The sequence below is a fragment of the Frankia tisae genome (genome assembly GCF_025403405.1).
In the GTDB taxonomy this organism is placed as follows: domain Bacteria; phylum Actinomycetota; class Actinomycetes; order Frankiales; family Frankiaceae; genus Frankia; species Frankia tisai.
In genome coordinates, this window is record NZ_JANEZT010000177.1 from 1 (window position 1) to 13601 (window position 13601).

Sequence of the window (13601 nt, forward strand, 5' to 3'; positions counted from 1 at the left end):
GGCACATGGTGTTGGTCGACCGGCGCCTGTTGGCCGGGGGCGGCGGGCTGCTGCTGGTACTCGTGATCGTGTTCGGAGTCCTCGCCTTCACCGGTGGTAACGGCGGCGGCCCGGTCGCCGCCGCGGTCCCGGCCCGCCCGGCGGGGGCCGGGACGGCATCCGCTGCACCAGGTACAGGGGGTGGGGCCGGCGGTAGTCCGCGGGAGGTCCTGCGATCGCTGCTCAATCCCACCGTCATGACCGGGTGCACCACTCCGGCACACAGCGACAGCGCCTACGCAGACGCCACCCTCATCTGCAAGACACCCTCGGGCATGGAGGTCAGGGCGTTCCACTTCCCGAACCGTTCTGCGCTGGATCGGCAGATCGGCGCCCGGGAGACGTTCTACACCGACGAGGGGAACTGCGACGACGGGCAGCAGAGCTCGGAACAGTGGAGCTCGCCGGCCGAGACCGGCGGTGGCAGCCGTCTCTGCTACTTCTACGCGAATCGGTTCTACGAGTTCTGGACGTACGACAGCCGCCTGATCGCCTTCACCGCAGACGATCCGGCGGCGGCTCACATCAACGACTGGTGGCATTCGTTCGACCCGCTGCGCCGCTGAGTGATCTCGTTCGGGAGGGCGGACGGTATGCAGGATCCCGCCGGGAACACACCGCCGGAGCCGGCGGACGGCCCGGCTGGACCGCTGGTTGAGCGCGGCGATCATCGCGCCCCGGGCGCCGGCGGTGGCCGGCGGCGAGCCGGCATCGCCGGCGGCGCCGCTGCCCTCATCATCGGTGCGGGCGTTGCCGTCGGGCTGCTGGTGACCAGTGGCTCCGACCACGCAACCACCAGCCAGCCCACCCCGAGCAGCACCGGTTCGCATGCCGGCCGACCTGGCGGCGGCCTGGCCCTGAGCCCGGCGCCGAGCGCGACGCTCGATGCGGCTGACGCCCGGCTGCTGGCCTCGCTGCGGCCGTTCGCGGTCTCCGACTGCCGTGCTGCTCCCCGTGCCGATGACGGGGTGGTGGCGGCGCTGGCCTGCGCACCCGGAGTGGCTACCGAGGCACCGGCACCGGCGCGGCTGTCGATCATCCGGTACCGGGATGCGGCAGCGCTGCGGGGCGACGTCGATCGCCGGTCGGCGGCGATCATCGACGCCGGAGACTGCCACCGGGGCCAGACCAGTGTCGAGCGCTGGGCACACAGCGCCCGCCGCCGCGGCACCTTCCTCTGCGTGGCCGGAGCAGGCCGATTCGCGGTGTATTGGACCGTGGACGACGAGCTCCTCGGCTTCACCACCGAGAATCCCGACGCGGGCCAGCTCCTGGCCTGGTGGCGCGAGTACGACCCGATCTGAGGATTCCTGCTGCGAGACCTTGCGGGCGAGGTGTGCCAGTGCCGAGCCCCGGGACAAAGGCAGTCTCAGGAGTCGGGGTAGCCCTCAGTAGTCGGGATAGCCCCTCGGCCGGTACGGCGCCGAGAGCTCGGCGAGGGTCTCCTGGACCCGCTCGGCGTGCGGCATGCACGCCAGGACGACCCGACCGCGCTGCCCGGCCGTCTCGAGGATCAGGCTTCCCGACCCCAGCGCGCGGTCGACGACGTTCTGCTGCACCGTCGCACCGACCAGCCAGGCGAGTGGAATGTCCCGGCCGGCCCGGGTGATCAGGCCCTCCCGAATCACGAACCGGTGGTTGGTGACGACGTAATGGGTCGTCAGCTGGCGAAGCCAGGGCAGCGCGCCCAGATAGCCGATCGCACCGAGGGCGACGATCAGCACCAGGTACTGGACAGGCTTCTGCAGCACCCCACCGGGCGCGAAGAAGACGCCCAGCACCGCAAACACGAGAGCCACCACCGTCCAGAGCGCCGGAACGATCAGGCTGACCCAGTGCGGGTGTAGATGCAGGACAACCTCCTCGTCCTGAGTAAGGATGTCGTCGGGAAACGCCACGGTGACGATCGTCGCACCCGGCACCGACAGGCCACACCCGGGCCCTCACTCCCGTGACGGTCGCCGGGCACCGGTCACCGCAGGTGGACGACGTCGCCGGCGCTGTAGGCACGACCGGCCACCACCAACCGCCCCTCAAGATCGACGTCCGTCGCCCTCCCGGTGTCGGCGGAGCCGTCCGGGAGCTCGACGCGAACCTCCCGGCCGATCGTCGCGCACACCTCCACGTAGGCGGCGCGGGCCGCCTGCGGATCAGCTTCCCAGGCGGCGAGCGCGTGGACGAGCCCGTCGAGGATCCGCTCGAGTAGCTCGGTCCGGTCCAGGGCAGCCGGGTGTGCGCCGCTGAGCAGCAGGCTCGTGGACCGATCGGGCAACTCGCCGGGTTCCGCGTTCACGTTGAGTCCGAAGCCGATGACCACCGAGGGCGCGGACGACGGGACCGGAACGACCTCCACCAGGATGCCGGCAAGTTTCGCGCCCTCGATCAGGACGTCGTTGGGCCACTTGAGAACGGCGGGCACGCCGGCGACGGCCCGCAGCGTGGAAACCAGCGATGTCCCTACGACCAGCGGCAGCCAGCCGAGCCGTGAAACCGCGGTCCGCGGCCGGAGGAGCAGGGACACGGTCAGACCGGCGCCGGGTCGGGACAGCCAGGAGCGGTCGAGACGCCCACGCCCGGCGGTCTGCCGTTCGGCGACGAGGACCAGCCCACGGCCGTGAGCGGCGCCGTCGGGCCCTTCGCTCTCGCGCCACTGCCGTGAGAGCCCGGCCGGGTCCGGATCGCTGGTCTCCCCCCGCGCGATCCGGGCCAGGGCCGCGTTGGTCGAGTCGATCTCCGGGATCGCCGCCAGGCCCAGCCCGAGCGCCGCTGCGGCGGCCGTCAGCCGGGCGGCGTCGAGCGGACTTCGGTCACCGGGTGACATCGCTGGCCGGCCCCGGAGGGTGCCGGTGCCCGGGCCCGGCCGCACCGGCGGGGACGCCGTCGGTGGTGGTGATGATGATGGTGATGGAACAGCTGCATCCCGCGCGGGCTCCGCGGGTGAAGAATCCGGCGTCGAACTCACGGAGACAGCCTGCCAGAACACCCCGCGCAGCTCACGCGGACGTTGTCCGGCAGTCGGGACGCGCACCAGACCGCCACCACGAGTGGCGATGCGGCTGGTGGTCAGACGCCCGGTCCCCCGAGGCCGGGCGGCCGGGCGTACAAGTGCGGGGGCTGTGACCTTCGATACGGACCGCCGCAAGGTAGCCGAAGATTCCAGCCAATCGATGAGATCAACTCCACAACAGTCGAGCACGTGAGCCCACAGGGGTCGTACGCTGCGGCCTATGGCTCTTCCCGCGTCCGCCGAGGATTCTGCTCCCGACCCGCACACCACCGCAGGGCGACTCGCTCAACTGCGGCGCGTGAACGAAGACGCGGTCCATGCCGGGTCGCAGCGGGCCGTAGACGCCCAGCATGCCAAGGGCAAGATGACCGCCCGTGAGCGGATCGAGGCATTCCTCGACGCGGGCTCGTTCGTCGAGACCGACGCGTTCGCCCGGCACCGGGCGCATGACTTCGGCGTCCAGGCCAACCGCCCGTACGGCGACGGTGTGGTGACAGGATACGGCACGGTCGACGGCCGGCAGGTCTGCGTGTTCAGCCAGGACTTCACCGTCTTCGGCGGGAGCCTCGGCGAGGTCTTCGGCGAGAAGATCGTCAAGATCATGGATCTGGCGCTGAAGACCGGCTGCCCGGTCGTCGGCATCAACGACTCCGGCGGAGCTCGCATCCAGGAGGGCGTCGTCTCGCTCGGCCTTTATGGCGAGATTTTCTACCGGAACGTCATGGCGTCCGGCGTCGTCCCGCAGCTTTCTCTGATCATGGGCCCGTGCGCTGGTGGCGCCGTGTACTCGCCGGCGATCACGGACTTCACCCTGATGGTCGACAAGACCAGCCACATGTTCATCACCGGCCCAGACGTCATCAAAGAGGTCACCGGTGAGGATGTCGGCATGGAGGAGCTGGGCGGCGCGGCCACCCACAACTCCCGCAGCGGCGTTGCGCACTTCCAGGCGGCCGACGAGGCGGAGTGCCTGGAGCTCGCCCGGGCGCTGCTGTCGTTCCTGCCGTCGAACAATCTCGACGACGCCCCCAGCTACGACGCGGTGGACGATCCGGCCGTCGAGATCGACCCCGAGCTCGACACCTTCATCCCGGACTCCCCGAACACGCCGTACGACATGCATCAGATCATCGAGCGGCTGGTCGACGACGGCGACTTCCTCGAGGTCCACGCACAGTTCGCGCAGAACCTGATCGTCGGTTTCGGCCGGGTGGACGGGCGGTCGGTCGGCGTCGTGGCCAACCAGCCGATGCAGTTCGCCGGCACCCTGGACATCGATGCCAGCGAAAAGGCCGCCCGCTTCGTCCGGACCTGCGACGCCTTCAACATTCCGGTGCTGACTCTGGTCGATGTGCCCGGCTTCCTGCCCGGCACCTCCCAGGAATGGAACGGGATCATCCGTCGAGGCGCCAAGCTGATCTACGCCTACGCGGAGGCCACCGTTCCCAAGGTCACCGTCATTACCCGGAAGGCGTACGGCGGCGCGTACGACGTGATGGGGTCGAAGCACCTGCGGGCCGACATCAACCTCGCCTGGCCGACCGCCGAGATCGCCGTCATGGGCGCCCGCGGGGCTGTGAACATCATCTACCGGCGTGACCTGGCCAAGGCCGAATCCCCGGAAACCCGCCGGGCGGAGCTCATCCAGGATTACAACGATCATTTCGCGACTCCGTACATCGCAGCGGAACGTGGGTACCTGGACGCGGTGATCAACCCTTCCGAGACGCGCCGCGAGATCATACGGGCCCTGCGCCTGCTGCGCACCAAGCGCGAGTCCCTGCCACCGAAGAAGCACGGCAACATCCCGCTTTAGTGCGGCCCCGGGTCTCCGCCGGTACCCATCGATCCGCTTCCCACGTGGTCACGCCGCCGGACGAGCGAGGGGCCACCGAGGGATGCGGACGGAGCACAGACGGCGCGCTACGGACGGCAGGAAGTCGAGTGAGGAGAGGACCGTGGCCCAGGACGACGACGGGCGAACCAGCCCACCCCGGCTACGTTTGATCCGTGGGAACGCGACACCCGAGGAGATCGCTGCGGTGGTCGCGTTCTTCGCGGCCCGTGCGGTCCCGGCGGAGAGTCCGTCCACCGTCCGCTCCGCATGGGCGGATCCGGCTCAGGCGGTGCGCAGCCCACTCACTACCGGGGCAGGTTCATGGCGACGCTCCGGGATGAGCCCGGGTGTGCGCACCCGGGCTGGCTGGTAACTGAACGAATAAATGACGCCTGGATGTCTGTGGCATCACATCCGGGCGCAACGAGAGCAAACTGTGCGGCCCGGCTCGCCTAGACTTCAGGCTGGTCGGACGAGGACGGGAGCAACGTGCGTAAGATCCTCATCGCCAACCGGGGAGAGATTGCGGTTCGGGTGGCCCGCGCGTGCCGCGACGCCGGTTACACGAGCGTCGCGGTATACGCTGAACCAGACATCGACGCACTGCATGTGCGCGTCGCCGACGAGGCATTTGCGCTGGGTGGTACGACGCCAGGCGACTCCTACCTCCGGATCGACAAGATACTCGATGCCTGCAAGTCGTCCGGAGCCGACGCGGTTCATCCGGGATACGGCTTCCTCTCGGAGAACGCGGATTTCGCCGAAGCTGTGATCGGTGCCGGCCTCACCTGGATCGGCCCGCCGCCCGAGGCCATTCGCCGCCTCGGCGACAAGACCGCCGCCCGCCACATCGCGCTGGCCGTCGGCGCTCCGCTCGCGCCGGGCACCGCGGATCCCGTCGCCGGTGTCGAAGACGTGGTTGCCTTCGCCGAGCAGTATGGCCTGCCGGTCGCCATCAAGGCCGCGTTCGGTGGCGGTGGCCGAGGGCTCAAGGTCGCCTGGACCTCCGAGGAACTGCCCGAGCTGTTCGACAGCGCGGTCCGGGAGGCGGTCGCCGCCTTCGGTCGGGGCGAATGCTTCGTGGAACGCTACCTCGACCAGCCCCGCCACGTGGAGACTCAGGTCCTTGCGGACACCCACGGCAACGTCGTCGTTGTCGGCACCCGTGACTGCTCCTTGCAGCGGCGCTACCAGAAGCTCGTAGAGGAGGCTCCGGCGCCGTTCCTCTCCGCAGAGCAGCTCACCTCGCTCTACGAGGCGTCCAAGGCAATCTGCAAGAAGGCCGGCTACGTGGGTGCCGGAACCGTGGAATTCCTGGTCGCCCGGGACGGCATGATCAGTTTCCTCGAGGTGAACACCCGGCTCCAGGTCGAGCACCCGGTGACCGAAGAGGTATCCGGTGTCGACCTCGTCCGCGCCCAGTTCCGGATCGCGGAGGGTGAGGCACTCGACTTCACCGACCCCGCACCCCGTGGCCACTCCATCGAGTTCCGGATCAACGGCGAGGACCCCGGCCGCACATTCCTTCCCGCTCCGGGAACGGTGACGAAGTTCGTCTCGCCGGCCGGTCCGGGCGTGCGCCTCGACTCCGGAGTCGAAAGCGGCAGCGTGATCGGGGGCGCCTTCGACTCCCTCCTCGCCAAGCTCATCATCACCGGGGCCACCCGCCAGGAGGCTCTGGAGCGTGCCCGTCGCGCCCTGGACGAGATCGTCGTGGACGGCATGGCCACGGCGCTGCCGTTCCATCGTGCGGTCGTGCGGGATCCGGCCTTCGCTCCCGACGACGCGGCGGAGCCGTTCCGCATCCACAACCGTTGGATCGAGACCGAGTTCGACAACACCATCCCCGCCTTCACCGGTGGAACGGACGCCGACACCACCCCCGAGCCACGGGAAACGGTCATCGTCGAGGTGGGCGGCAAGCGCCTCGAGGTCGTGCTGCCGGCCGGCCTCGGAGCCGCTTCGACGTCGACCGCGTCGCGCGGCGCCGCGCCCAAGCGGCGGGCACGTGGCGCGGCGGCCACCAAGGTGACCGGTGATGCCCTTACCAGTCCCATGCAGGGCACCATCGTGAAGGTTGCTGTCAACGACGGCGACACGGTCGCCGTCGGCGACCTCATCATCGTGCTGGAAGCGATGAAGATGGAGCAGCCGATCAACGCTCATCGGGGCGGCACCATATCCGGTCTTTCCGCAGCCGTGGGTGCGGTGGTCACCAGCGGCGCCGTCCTTTGTGAGATCAAAGACTGATCTGGTTCGCCAGCCGTCAGCTGTCCTCACCGCCGTTCACTTCGTAAGCTGCGGGTATGGACGGCGGTGCAGACAGCGCGACGGTACGCGGGCAGGGCTCGGAGACGACGGCGCCATCGGCGGAGGCCGAACGGCCACCGCTGACGGGCCGCATCTACTATCTCCTCGGTGGGACGCTTCCCTCCACCTACAACGCGTGGATCTCCAGAGATCTGACTGGCCCTGGCTGGCGAAGGCGGCAGGCGGCACGCCCGTTCAGCCTGATGCTGCCGTTTGCCGTGGTCTTCGCCCTGCTGCCGGGCCAGGTAGCCGTTCGCGCCGCCACTGTCGCGTTCCTCCTGGTCGCCGGGGCAGGGCTCGGCTTCGCCACCAGCGGATTCTTCCGGAACCGGAGGCTGGAGCAACACGGTTTCCCACCGGTTTTTTCAGCTAACGACGACGAGGACGACGAGTAGCACCGAACCCTGATCGTCCCATCCGCCTGATCGGCGCCCGCGCTCAATCAGTTGTGCCGTGGCGCTCCGGACCCACGCGGTACGTCCGATCTTCAGGACTCGTCCACATGAAATATCCGGGTTTTCCTGGACGCACTCTCCACCGCATCGTCGGGTCATGCGTGGCGGGATGCGCGGCTCCGGAAGACCGGTCCGCGGTGTACTTGAGCCGGTGATGCCGCCGGCACTCCGGATTCTACGAACGGCCTCGGCGGGAATCGGCCCGTATCCCGGAATTTCCCCGGGCGTCTCCGACAAGCCCAACAGACATTCCGCCGAAACGATAACCTACATCTCGCCTTTGACGCGGTCGCGATCGTGCCCCATAGGCAGGTCGTAGAGGACGTCAGCCCGGCGCCGGTCGAGGTCTCGGTCCTCCTCTTCCGGCGCTCCGGCCTTCTTCGCCAGCCCGTCGATCCTGCGGAAGGCCGCCAACATACGCTCGGCGGGGAGAAGCACCGAGATTCGTCCCATCCCGTCGGCTTCGGCCCGCATCGTCACCCGATGCGCAGTCGCCGCCTTCCGCCGCCGGCGACAGCTTCAGCTCGGCAGCCAGTTCGTCCCCGGCGAACTCATGAAGGCCTGGTAGCGCTGTTCGCCGCCGTCGAGCGCGGGCGTCCGTAACTGAGCGAACCTCGCCCGGGCAACCAAGCGCGCTGCCTCCCAGCGCGTGGCCTCCCGTCCGATCTGTACGTCGAGTTGCAGGCAATCACTCGCGTCGAGATCTGCCACCTGGCGTGCAAAGGGGAGTCCAATATGCCGACGCCGTCCCCCTCACCCGAAGCCAGGGCAGCCGGGTCCGGGACGCCCGTGCCCGCTACACAATCAGACACTCCACCGAGATCATTCGCCTTCCAAAATTCAGAAAATGAATACACTGCGCGACCCATATCTGCGCGATCGACAACCGAGGAGCGAGGAGATCATCAACCCCAGGCGTCGAACCCGCGTTCGGAACGCATATCTCACGGCGGCCGTCTCCGCCAGGTCGGCTCCCAAGCGTAAGAAAACCCGAAAGGAGTGCACGACCAAAACCTCAAGAGAACCCCCGAATCATCTGCGACCAGTTTTCGGTACGCATCTAGCTCGGCCAGCTCGCAACCACAACCTCAAGAGAGACCGGAAACCACTCTGGAAGGTGGATCCGACGGCGAGGGTGGCCTATGCTCGCACCATTCGTCGTGGCACAGAATCGGCCACGCGACTGCTCCCCCGCCAGTCACACGCTGGCCGCAGCAGCCACTCGAGTGATGACACCCGTCAAGATCAATCTCACACCTGGTCGTCAAAGCCCGCGAAGAAGTCCCTGGGGCGCAGGACCCGGGCCGCTTCGGTGATAGAGCCGGACAGTGAGGGATAGATGGAGAAGGTATGCGCGATCTGGTCGACGGTGAGACCGTGTTCGACGGCGAGCGACACAGAAAGGATGAGTTCCGACGCACGCGGGGCCACGATTACACCGCCAAGAACGCTGCCGCTGCCCGGCCGGCAGAACAGTTTGACGAAGCCGTCCTCGATCCCCATCATCTTCGCCCGAGGATTACGCGAGAGCGGAACAGTCGTCACCTCGGCCGCGACGGCGCCTGTGTCCTTCATCACCTGGGTGACTCCGACTGTGGCGATTTCCGGCTCGGTGAAGATGTTCGACGAGACGGTCCCGAGTCGCAACGGGCTCACCGCCTCCCCGAGGGCATGCCACATTGCTATCCGGCCCTGCATCGCAGCGACCGACGCGAGCGGCAGAACGCCGGTGCAGTCGCCTGCCGCGTAGACGCCCGGCACGGAGGTGCGCGACATCCGATCCACGTTCACATGCCCCCCGGCACCGAGGCGGACGCCGACGTCGGTCAGGCCAAGACCCTTCGTGCGGGGAACGGAGCCGACCGCCATCAGAGCGTGGCTTCCCGTGACGGTGCGGCCGTCGCTGAGCTCGACGATCACGCCATCACCGATGCGGCGGACCGAGGCTGCACGCGAGCGATTGAGCACCTCGATGCCGCGCCGCACGAACACGTCCTCGATGACCCGGGCCGCATCCGGGTCCTCGCCGGGCAGGACCCGTTCGCGGGACGAGACGAGGGTGACCTCGGCACCCATGGCCCGGTAGGCGCTGGCGAACTCGGCGCCGGTGACGCCGGAGCCCACAACGACCAAATGCTCCGGAATCTCCTTAAGATCGTAGAGATGGCGCCAGGTGAGTATGCGTTCGCCATCCGGGCGGGCGGTCGGAAGATCCCGCGGGCTCGCACCCGTCGCGATGAGAATCACATCACCCACGAAGGTCTCACCGGTGTTCGTCTCGATCGCGTGCGGCCCGACCAGCCGACCCGACGCGTGCACCACCTCGACCTTCTCTCGTTCGAGACGGTGTTCGATGTCCAGGGACTGCGCCTTCGCGAGCTCTCGGACCCGTTCGTACACCTGTTCCGGATCGACGCTGACGACCTCCGGTGGCGTAAGCGGAGGGACACCCCCGTCCAAGCCGCTTCGCATGCCCCAGGCCACCGCGGGCAACGCCGGTTCGGTCCCCGCGCCAAGACCATGCGGGCGGATACCAAGCCCCGGAGCCAGTGCGAGATTGGTCATAGTTTCCGAAGTCGCGATCAGCGTCTTGGATGGAACACAGTCGGTGAGCACGCAGGCGCCGCCGATCCCATCCGAGTCGATGACCGTGACCGTCGCGCCCAGCGACGCTGCCACGAGCGCCGATTCATAGCCGCCAGGCCCTCCGCCGAGAATGACGATGCGCGTCACGTGCCCTCCCGATCTGACATCTGCTCCTTTCATCTTCCCCCGCCCTGGCGGGTGCGCTCCTCCCGGTGCTGAGAGCTCCGTAGGATCGCAGGCGGAAGCCAACGTGCGCGAAGGCTGCCGAGAACCCCTTCTTCCGGCTTTGAAACGGAAATAGCAGCTATAGCCACGCACCGTCACCCCGAGAGACGACGATGACCTTGTACGCGGCGTACGCCGGCAATCTCGACCCGGCGCAGATGAAGGAACGGGCCCCTCACTCGCCCGTCACCGGCACTGGATGGATCAACGGCTGGCGGCTGACCTTCGGCGGCGAGAACGTGGGCTGGGACGGGGCTCTGGCCACGATCGTCGAGTCACCCGGCAACCACGCGTACATCCTGCTGTACGACCTCGACCGATATGACCTGGAACGGCTCGACGTGTGGGAGGGCGCGGACACCGGTCTGTACACCCGCATCCGCGTCAGGGTCTCCACCCTCGACGGCGAGGCTCTCGCCTGGACCTACGTGCTGAACTCCTACGAGGGCGGCCTGCCCTCTCGGTGGTACCTCGATATGATCGCAGACTCCGCCGAGAAGGCGGGGGCACCCGCCGACTACGTCAAGGAGCTCCGCTCCCGGCCGACCGCCTAGCCTGCATCGCCAGCCGACCAGGACGCCGGTCAGGGCTTGGTCGGGGTGTGGCGCAGCAGGTCCAGGGCGGTGCCGGCCAGCAGCCGCACCCCGATGCCGATGGCGCGCTCATCGACGTCGAAGGCGCTTTGGTGAAGATCGTAAGTGGCACCCCCGGGCACTCGGGTGCCCAACCGTGCCAGCGCGCCGGGCACCTGGTTGAGGATCCAGCCGAAATCCTCCCCGCCCAGGGACTGGGCCACCGTGGTGGACGCGCCGTGGCCGAGGGTGCGGTCGACGACGCTCTGGAAGACGTCGACGACCTCCGCGCTGTTGACCACTGGCGGCACGCCGCGCCGGTAGTCGACCACGATCTGCGCACCGTAGGGGGCGATGAGCTGCTCGGCGACCCGAGTCACAAGGGCGGGGACGGAGTCCCAGGTCTCCCGGGACAGGGTGCGGATGGTGCCGCGCAGCTGCCCGGTGCGCGGGATGGCGTTGGCCACGGTACCGGCCTGCACCTGGCCCCAGACGAGGGACAACGCCGACCGCGGATCGACGAGCCGGCTGAGTGTGGCCGGCATGTCGGCGGCCAGGCGGACAAGGGCATACACCAGGTCGACGGTGTTCTGCGGTCGCGAAGTGTGACCACCTGGTCCCGCCACCGTGATCTCGACAGCGTCGGCCGCGGAGGTGATCGGCCCGGCCCGCAGGCCGATGGTGCCCACGTCCAGCGCGGGGTCGCAGTGCACGGCGATCGCCGCGGAGGCCGGTTTGAGCACGCCAGCGTCGATCACGTCAAGCGCCCCGCCGGGCATGAGCTCCTCGGCCGGTTGGAAGACAAGACGCACGGTGCCCGGCAGGGACGCCGTGCGCGCGTAGTCGGCAAGGGCCAATCCGACGCCCAGCACCACCGTGGTGTGCACGTCATGCCCGCAGGCGTGCGCCACCCCCGGCACCGTCGAGCGATACGCAACGTCCTTGACATCCGGCAGCGGCAGCGCATCCATATCGGCCCGGACAACCACCACCGGGGCTGTCGGATCACGGTCCACCCCGGCGCCGATGTCACACCACAGGCCGGGTACGTCCGGCAACCGCTGCGGGGACAGCCCCGCAGCACGCAGCTTCGCCTCCACCTGCCCGGCCGTGCGCCGTTCCTGGCGGCCGAGCTCGGGATGGGCGTGCAGGTCACGGCGCAACGCGACCAGCTCGGATTCGTGCGTGGTCACCCATCCGGCGACCGCCGCGGTCTCGTTGGCCTCCATGTGCCGGCCGGGCTCCTCCCTGCGGGCGTCGCGCGGGACCTGACGCGCGCGGCTGCGGATATCGGGCGGTCGGGCCCCGCCGACGCACCTACTGGTCGACGACCGGCCGGCCGGTATTCATCTCTTCCAGCAGGGTATCGACGACTCGGGTGAGGTCTCCGTCGGCCTGCCGGGCTGCCGCCCGCTGGCGGGTGTAGCTCGCACCGGTCGCGAGGATCACCAGGACGTCGTTGAGCTGCTCCGCGCAGCCCAGCCGGTGGGCGACCGGGAGCAGATCCTCCACGAGGTCCACGAGGTCGTCGCGGACCGACCGCACCTCGCCGCGCCCGTCGATCAGGATCTGTGCGTCGAGGCCGTATCGGGCCGCCCGCCACTTGTTCTCCTGCACCAGCCACCGCTGCGGCATCGGGAGCCGGTACCCACGGTCAATCTGGGTGTTCATCCGGTCGACGAGGCACTGCGCGAGGGCGGCAACCGCACCGACCTCCATCAGCGTGGGCAGCCCGTCACAGATCCGTAGCTCGACGGTACCGAAGTTGGGATGCGGCCGGATATCCCACCAGACTTCCCGAATCGTCTCGATCGTCCCGGAGGTGATGAGCGTTTCCATGAAGGACTCGAAGCGCGGCCAGTCCTCCAACGGGTAGGGCAGGCCCGCGGTGGGCAGGCTTGCGAACACCTGGGAGCGCGACGAGGCCAGGCCCGTGTCCCCGCCCAGCCAGAACGGCGACGATGCGGACAGGGCGAGGAAGTGCGGGATGTGCGCCATCAGGGCGTTCACGATCGGCATCGCCTTGTCCGGGGAGCGGACCCCGACGTGGACGTGGACGCCGAAGATGAGCAGCCGACGGGCCAGCCACTGCATCTGGTTGACCAGCCGCGAGTAGCGGTTGTCGTCGGTGATGCGCTGCCCGGCGTAGTCACTGATCGGATGGGTACCGCTGCACATCAGGCCGATGCCGCGCCGCTCCGCCAGATCGCGCAGCACCGACACCGTGCCGGCCAGGTCCGCGGTCGCTTCCCCCACCGATCCGCAGACTCCGGTGATGACTTCGACCGTCGACTCGAACAGCTCGTGCTTCGCCTTGGCGGCATCCCGCTCGCCGATCTTCGCGCGAAGCTCGTCGAGGATGGCGGTGGCCTCCCCGCGCAGCTCGCGGGACTGTTGGTCGACGAGCTGCAGTTCCCACTCGATTCCGAGACTGGAGCTCGTGGAGGACGAGAAGGGAATCTGCACCTGGGCTCCTCGGATCGGGGCCGATGCCGGTGCCGGGCAACCGTCACCGTTCCGCTCGGCTCACGGACACCAGGGGCTCACTACCCATTCGAGCCGTTCCTACC

Annotated in this window: 14 protein-coding genes; 7 read left to right on the forward strand and 7 right to left on the reverse strand. The window is 68.5% G+C overall.

Features of this window, described 5'->3' with window-relative positions:
* Both NBZ85_RS17565 and NBZ85_RS17570 read left to right on the forward strand, forming a co-directional pair.
* Positions 1–605: hypothetical protein (locus tag NBZ85_RS17565; RefSeq protein ID WP_261562247.1), on the forward strand; the 605-nt coding region annotated here is incomplete at its 5' end.
* Between the two features lie 27 nt (positions 606–632).
* Positions 633–1343 (forward strand): hypothetical protein, encoded by a 711-nt coding sequence (locus NBZ85_RS17570; protein WP_261559257.1) that lies wholly within the window; start codon positions 633–635, stop codon positions 1341–1343.
* Positions 1344–1427: 84 nt separating this feature from the next.
* Here NBZ85_RS17570 and NBZ85_RS17575 read toward each other — a convergent pair whose 3' ends face one another.
* On the reverse strand, positions 1428–1961 hold the full coding sequence (locus tag NBZ85_RS17575; RefSeq protein WP_261562248.1) for a PH domain-containing protein: 534 nt from the start codon (positions 1959–1961) through the stop codon (positions 1428–1430).
* 50 nt (positions 1962–2011) lie between these two features.
* A complete protein-coding gene (locus NBZ85_RS17580) occupies positions 2012–2860 on the reverse strand; it encodes a biotin--[acetyl-CoA-carboxylase] ligase (protein WP_261559255.1) in 849 nt (282 codons plus the stop codon).
* Between the two features lie 406 nt (positions 2861–3266).
* Here NBZ85_RS17580 and NBZ85_RS17585 point away from each other — a divergent pair, with 406 nt between their 5' ends.
* The 4 genes from NBZ85_RS17585 (at position 3267) to NBZ85_RS17600 (ending at position 7588) form a co-directional block, all read left to right on the forward strand.
* Positions 3267–4862, forward strand: coding sequence for an acyl-CoA carboxylase subunit beta (locus NBZ85_RS17585; protein ID WP_261559254.1), 1596 nt, complete (start codon positions 3267–3269; stop codon positions 4860–4862).
* A gap of 82 nt (positions 4863–4944) precedes the next feature.
* Positions 4945–5256 carry an acyl-CoA carboxylase subunit epsilon gene (locus NBZ85_RS17590; RefSeq protein WP_264761871.1) on the forward strand — a complete coding sequence of 104 codons (312 nt, stop codon included), beginning with the start codon at positions 4945–4947 and terminating at the stop codon, positions 5254–5256.
* A 116-nt stretch (positions 5257–5372) separates the two neighbouring features.
* Positions 5373–7133 carry an acetyl/propionyl/methylcrotonyl-CoA carboxylase subunit alpha gene (locus NBZ85_RS17595; RefSeq protein WP_261562249.1) on the forward strand — a complete coding sequence of 587 codons (1761 nt, stop codon included), beginning with the start codon at positions 5373–5375 and terminating at the stop codon, positions 7131–7133.
* 56 nt (positions 7134–7189) lie between these two features.
* On the forward strand, positions 7190–7588 hold the full coding sequence (locus tag NBZ85_RS17600) for a DUF5313 family protein (protein ID WP_261562250.1): 399 nt from the start codon (positions 7190–7192) through the stop codon (positions 7586–7588).
* 327 nt (positions 7589–7915) lie between these two features.
* Here NBZ85_RS17600 and NBZ85_RS17605 read toward each other — a convergent pair whose 3' ends face one another.
* The 3 genes from NBZ85_RS17605 to NBZ85_RS17615 form a co-directional block, all read right to left on the reverse strand.
* Positions 7916–8122, reverse strand: coding sequence for a hypothetical protein (locus NBZ85_RS17605; protein WP_261559779.1), 207 nt, complete (start codon positions 8120–8122; stop codon positions 7916–7918).
* 45 nt (positions 8123–8167) lie between these two features.
* Positions 8168–8359, reverse strand: coding sequence for a hypothetical protein (locus tag NBZ85_RS17610; protein ID WP_261559777.1), 192 nt, complete (start codon positions 8357–8359; stop codon positions 8168–8170).
* Positions 8360–8899: 540 nt separating this feature from the next.
* On the reverse strand, positions 8900–10381 hold the full coding sequence (locus NBZ85_RS17615; RefSeq protein WP_261559782.1) for an NAD(P)H-quinone dehydrogenase: 1482 nt from the start codon (positions 10379–10381) through the stop codon (positions 8900–8902).
* Between the two features lie 191 nt (positions 10382–10572).
* Here NBZ85_RS17615 and NBZ85_RS17620 point away from each other — a divergent pair, with 191 nt between their 5' ends.
* Positions 10573–11013, forward strand: a complete 441-nt coding sequence (locus NBZ85_RS17620) for a gamma-glutamylcyclotransferase family protein (RefSeq protein WP_261559775.1) — start codon at positions 10573–10575, stop codon at positions 11011–11013.
* A 29-nt stretch (positions 11014–11042) separates the two neighbouring features.
* On the opposite strand, the gene NBZ85_RS17625 is transcribed toward NBZ85_RS17620, so the two are convergent.
* Together NBZ85_RS17625 and NBZ85_RS17630 are read right to left on the reverse strand one after the other, a co-directional pair.
* Complete coding sequence (locus NBZ85_RS17625) at positions 11043–12260, reverse strand: amidohydrolase (RefSeq protein ID WP_261559773.1); 1218 nt, start codon at positions 12258–12260, stop codon at positions 11043–11045.
* An 88-nt stretch (positions 12261–12348) separates the two neighbouring features.
* Positions 12349–13497 carry a glutamate--cysteine ligase gene (locus tag NBZ85_RS17630; protein WP_261559771.1) on the reverse strand — a complete coding sequence of 383 codons (1149 nt, stop codon included), beginning with the start codon at positions 13495–13497 and terminating at the stop codon, positions 12349–12351.
* Positions 13498–13601: the final 104 nt, after the last annotated feature.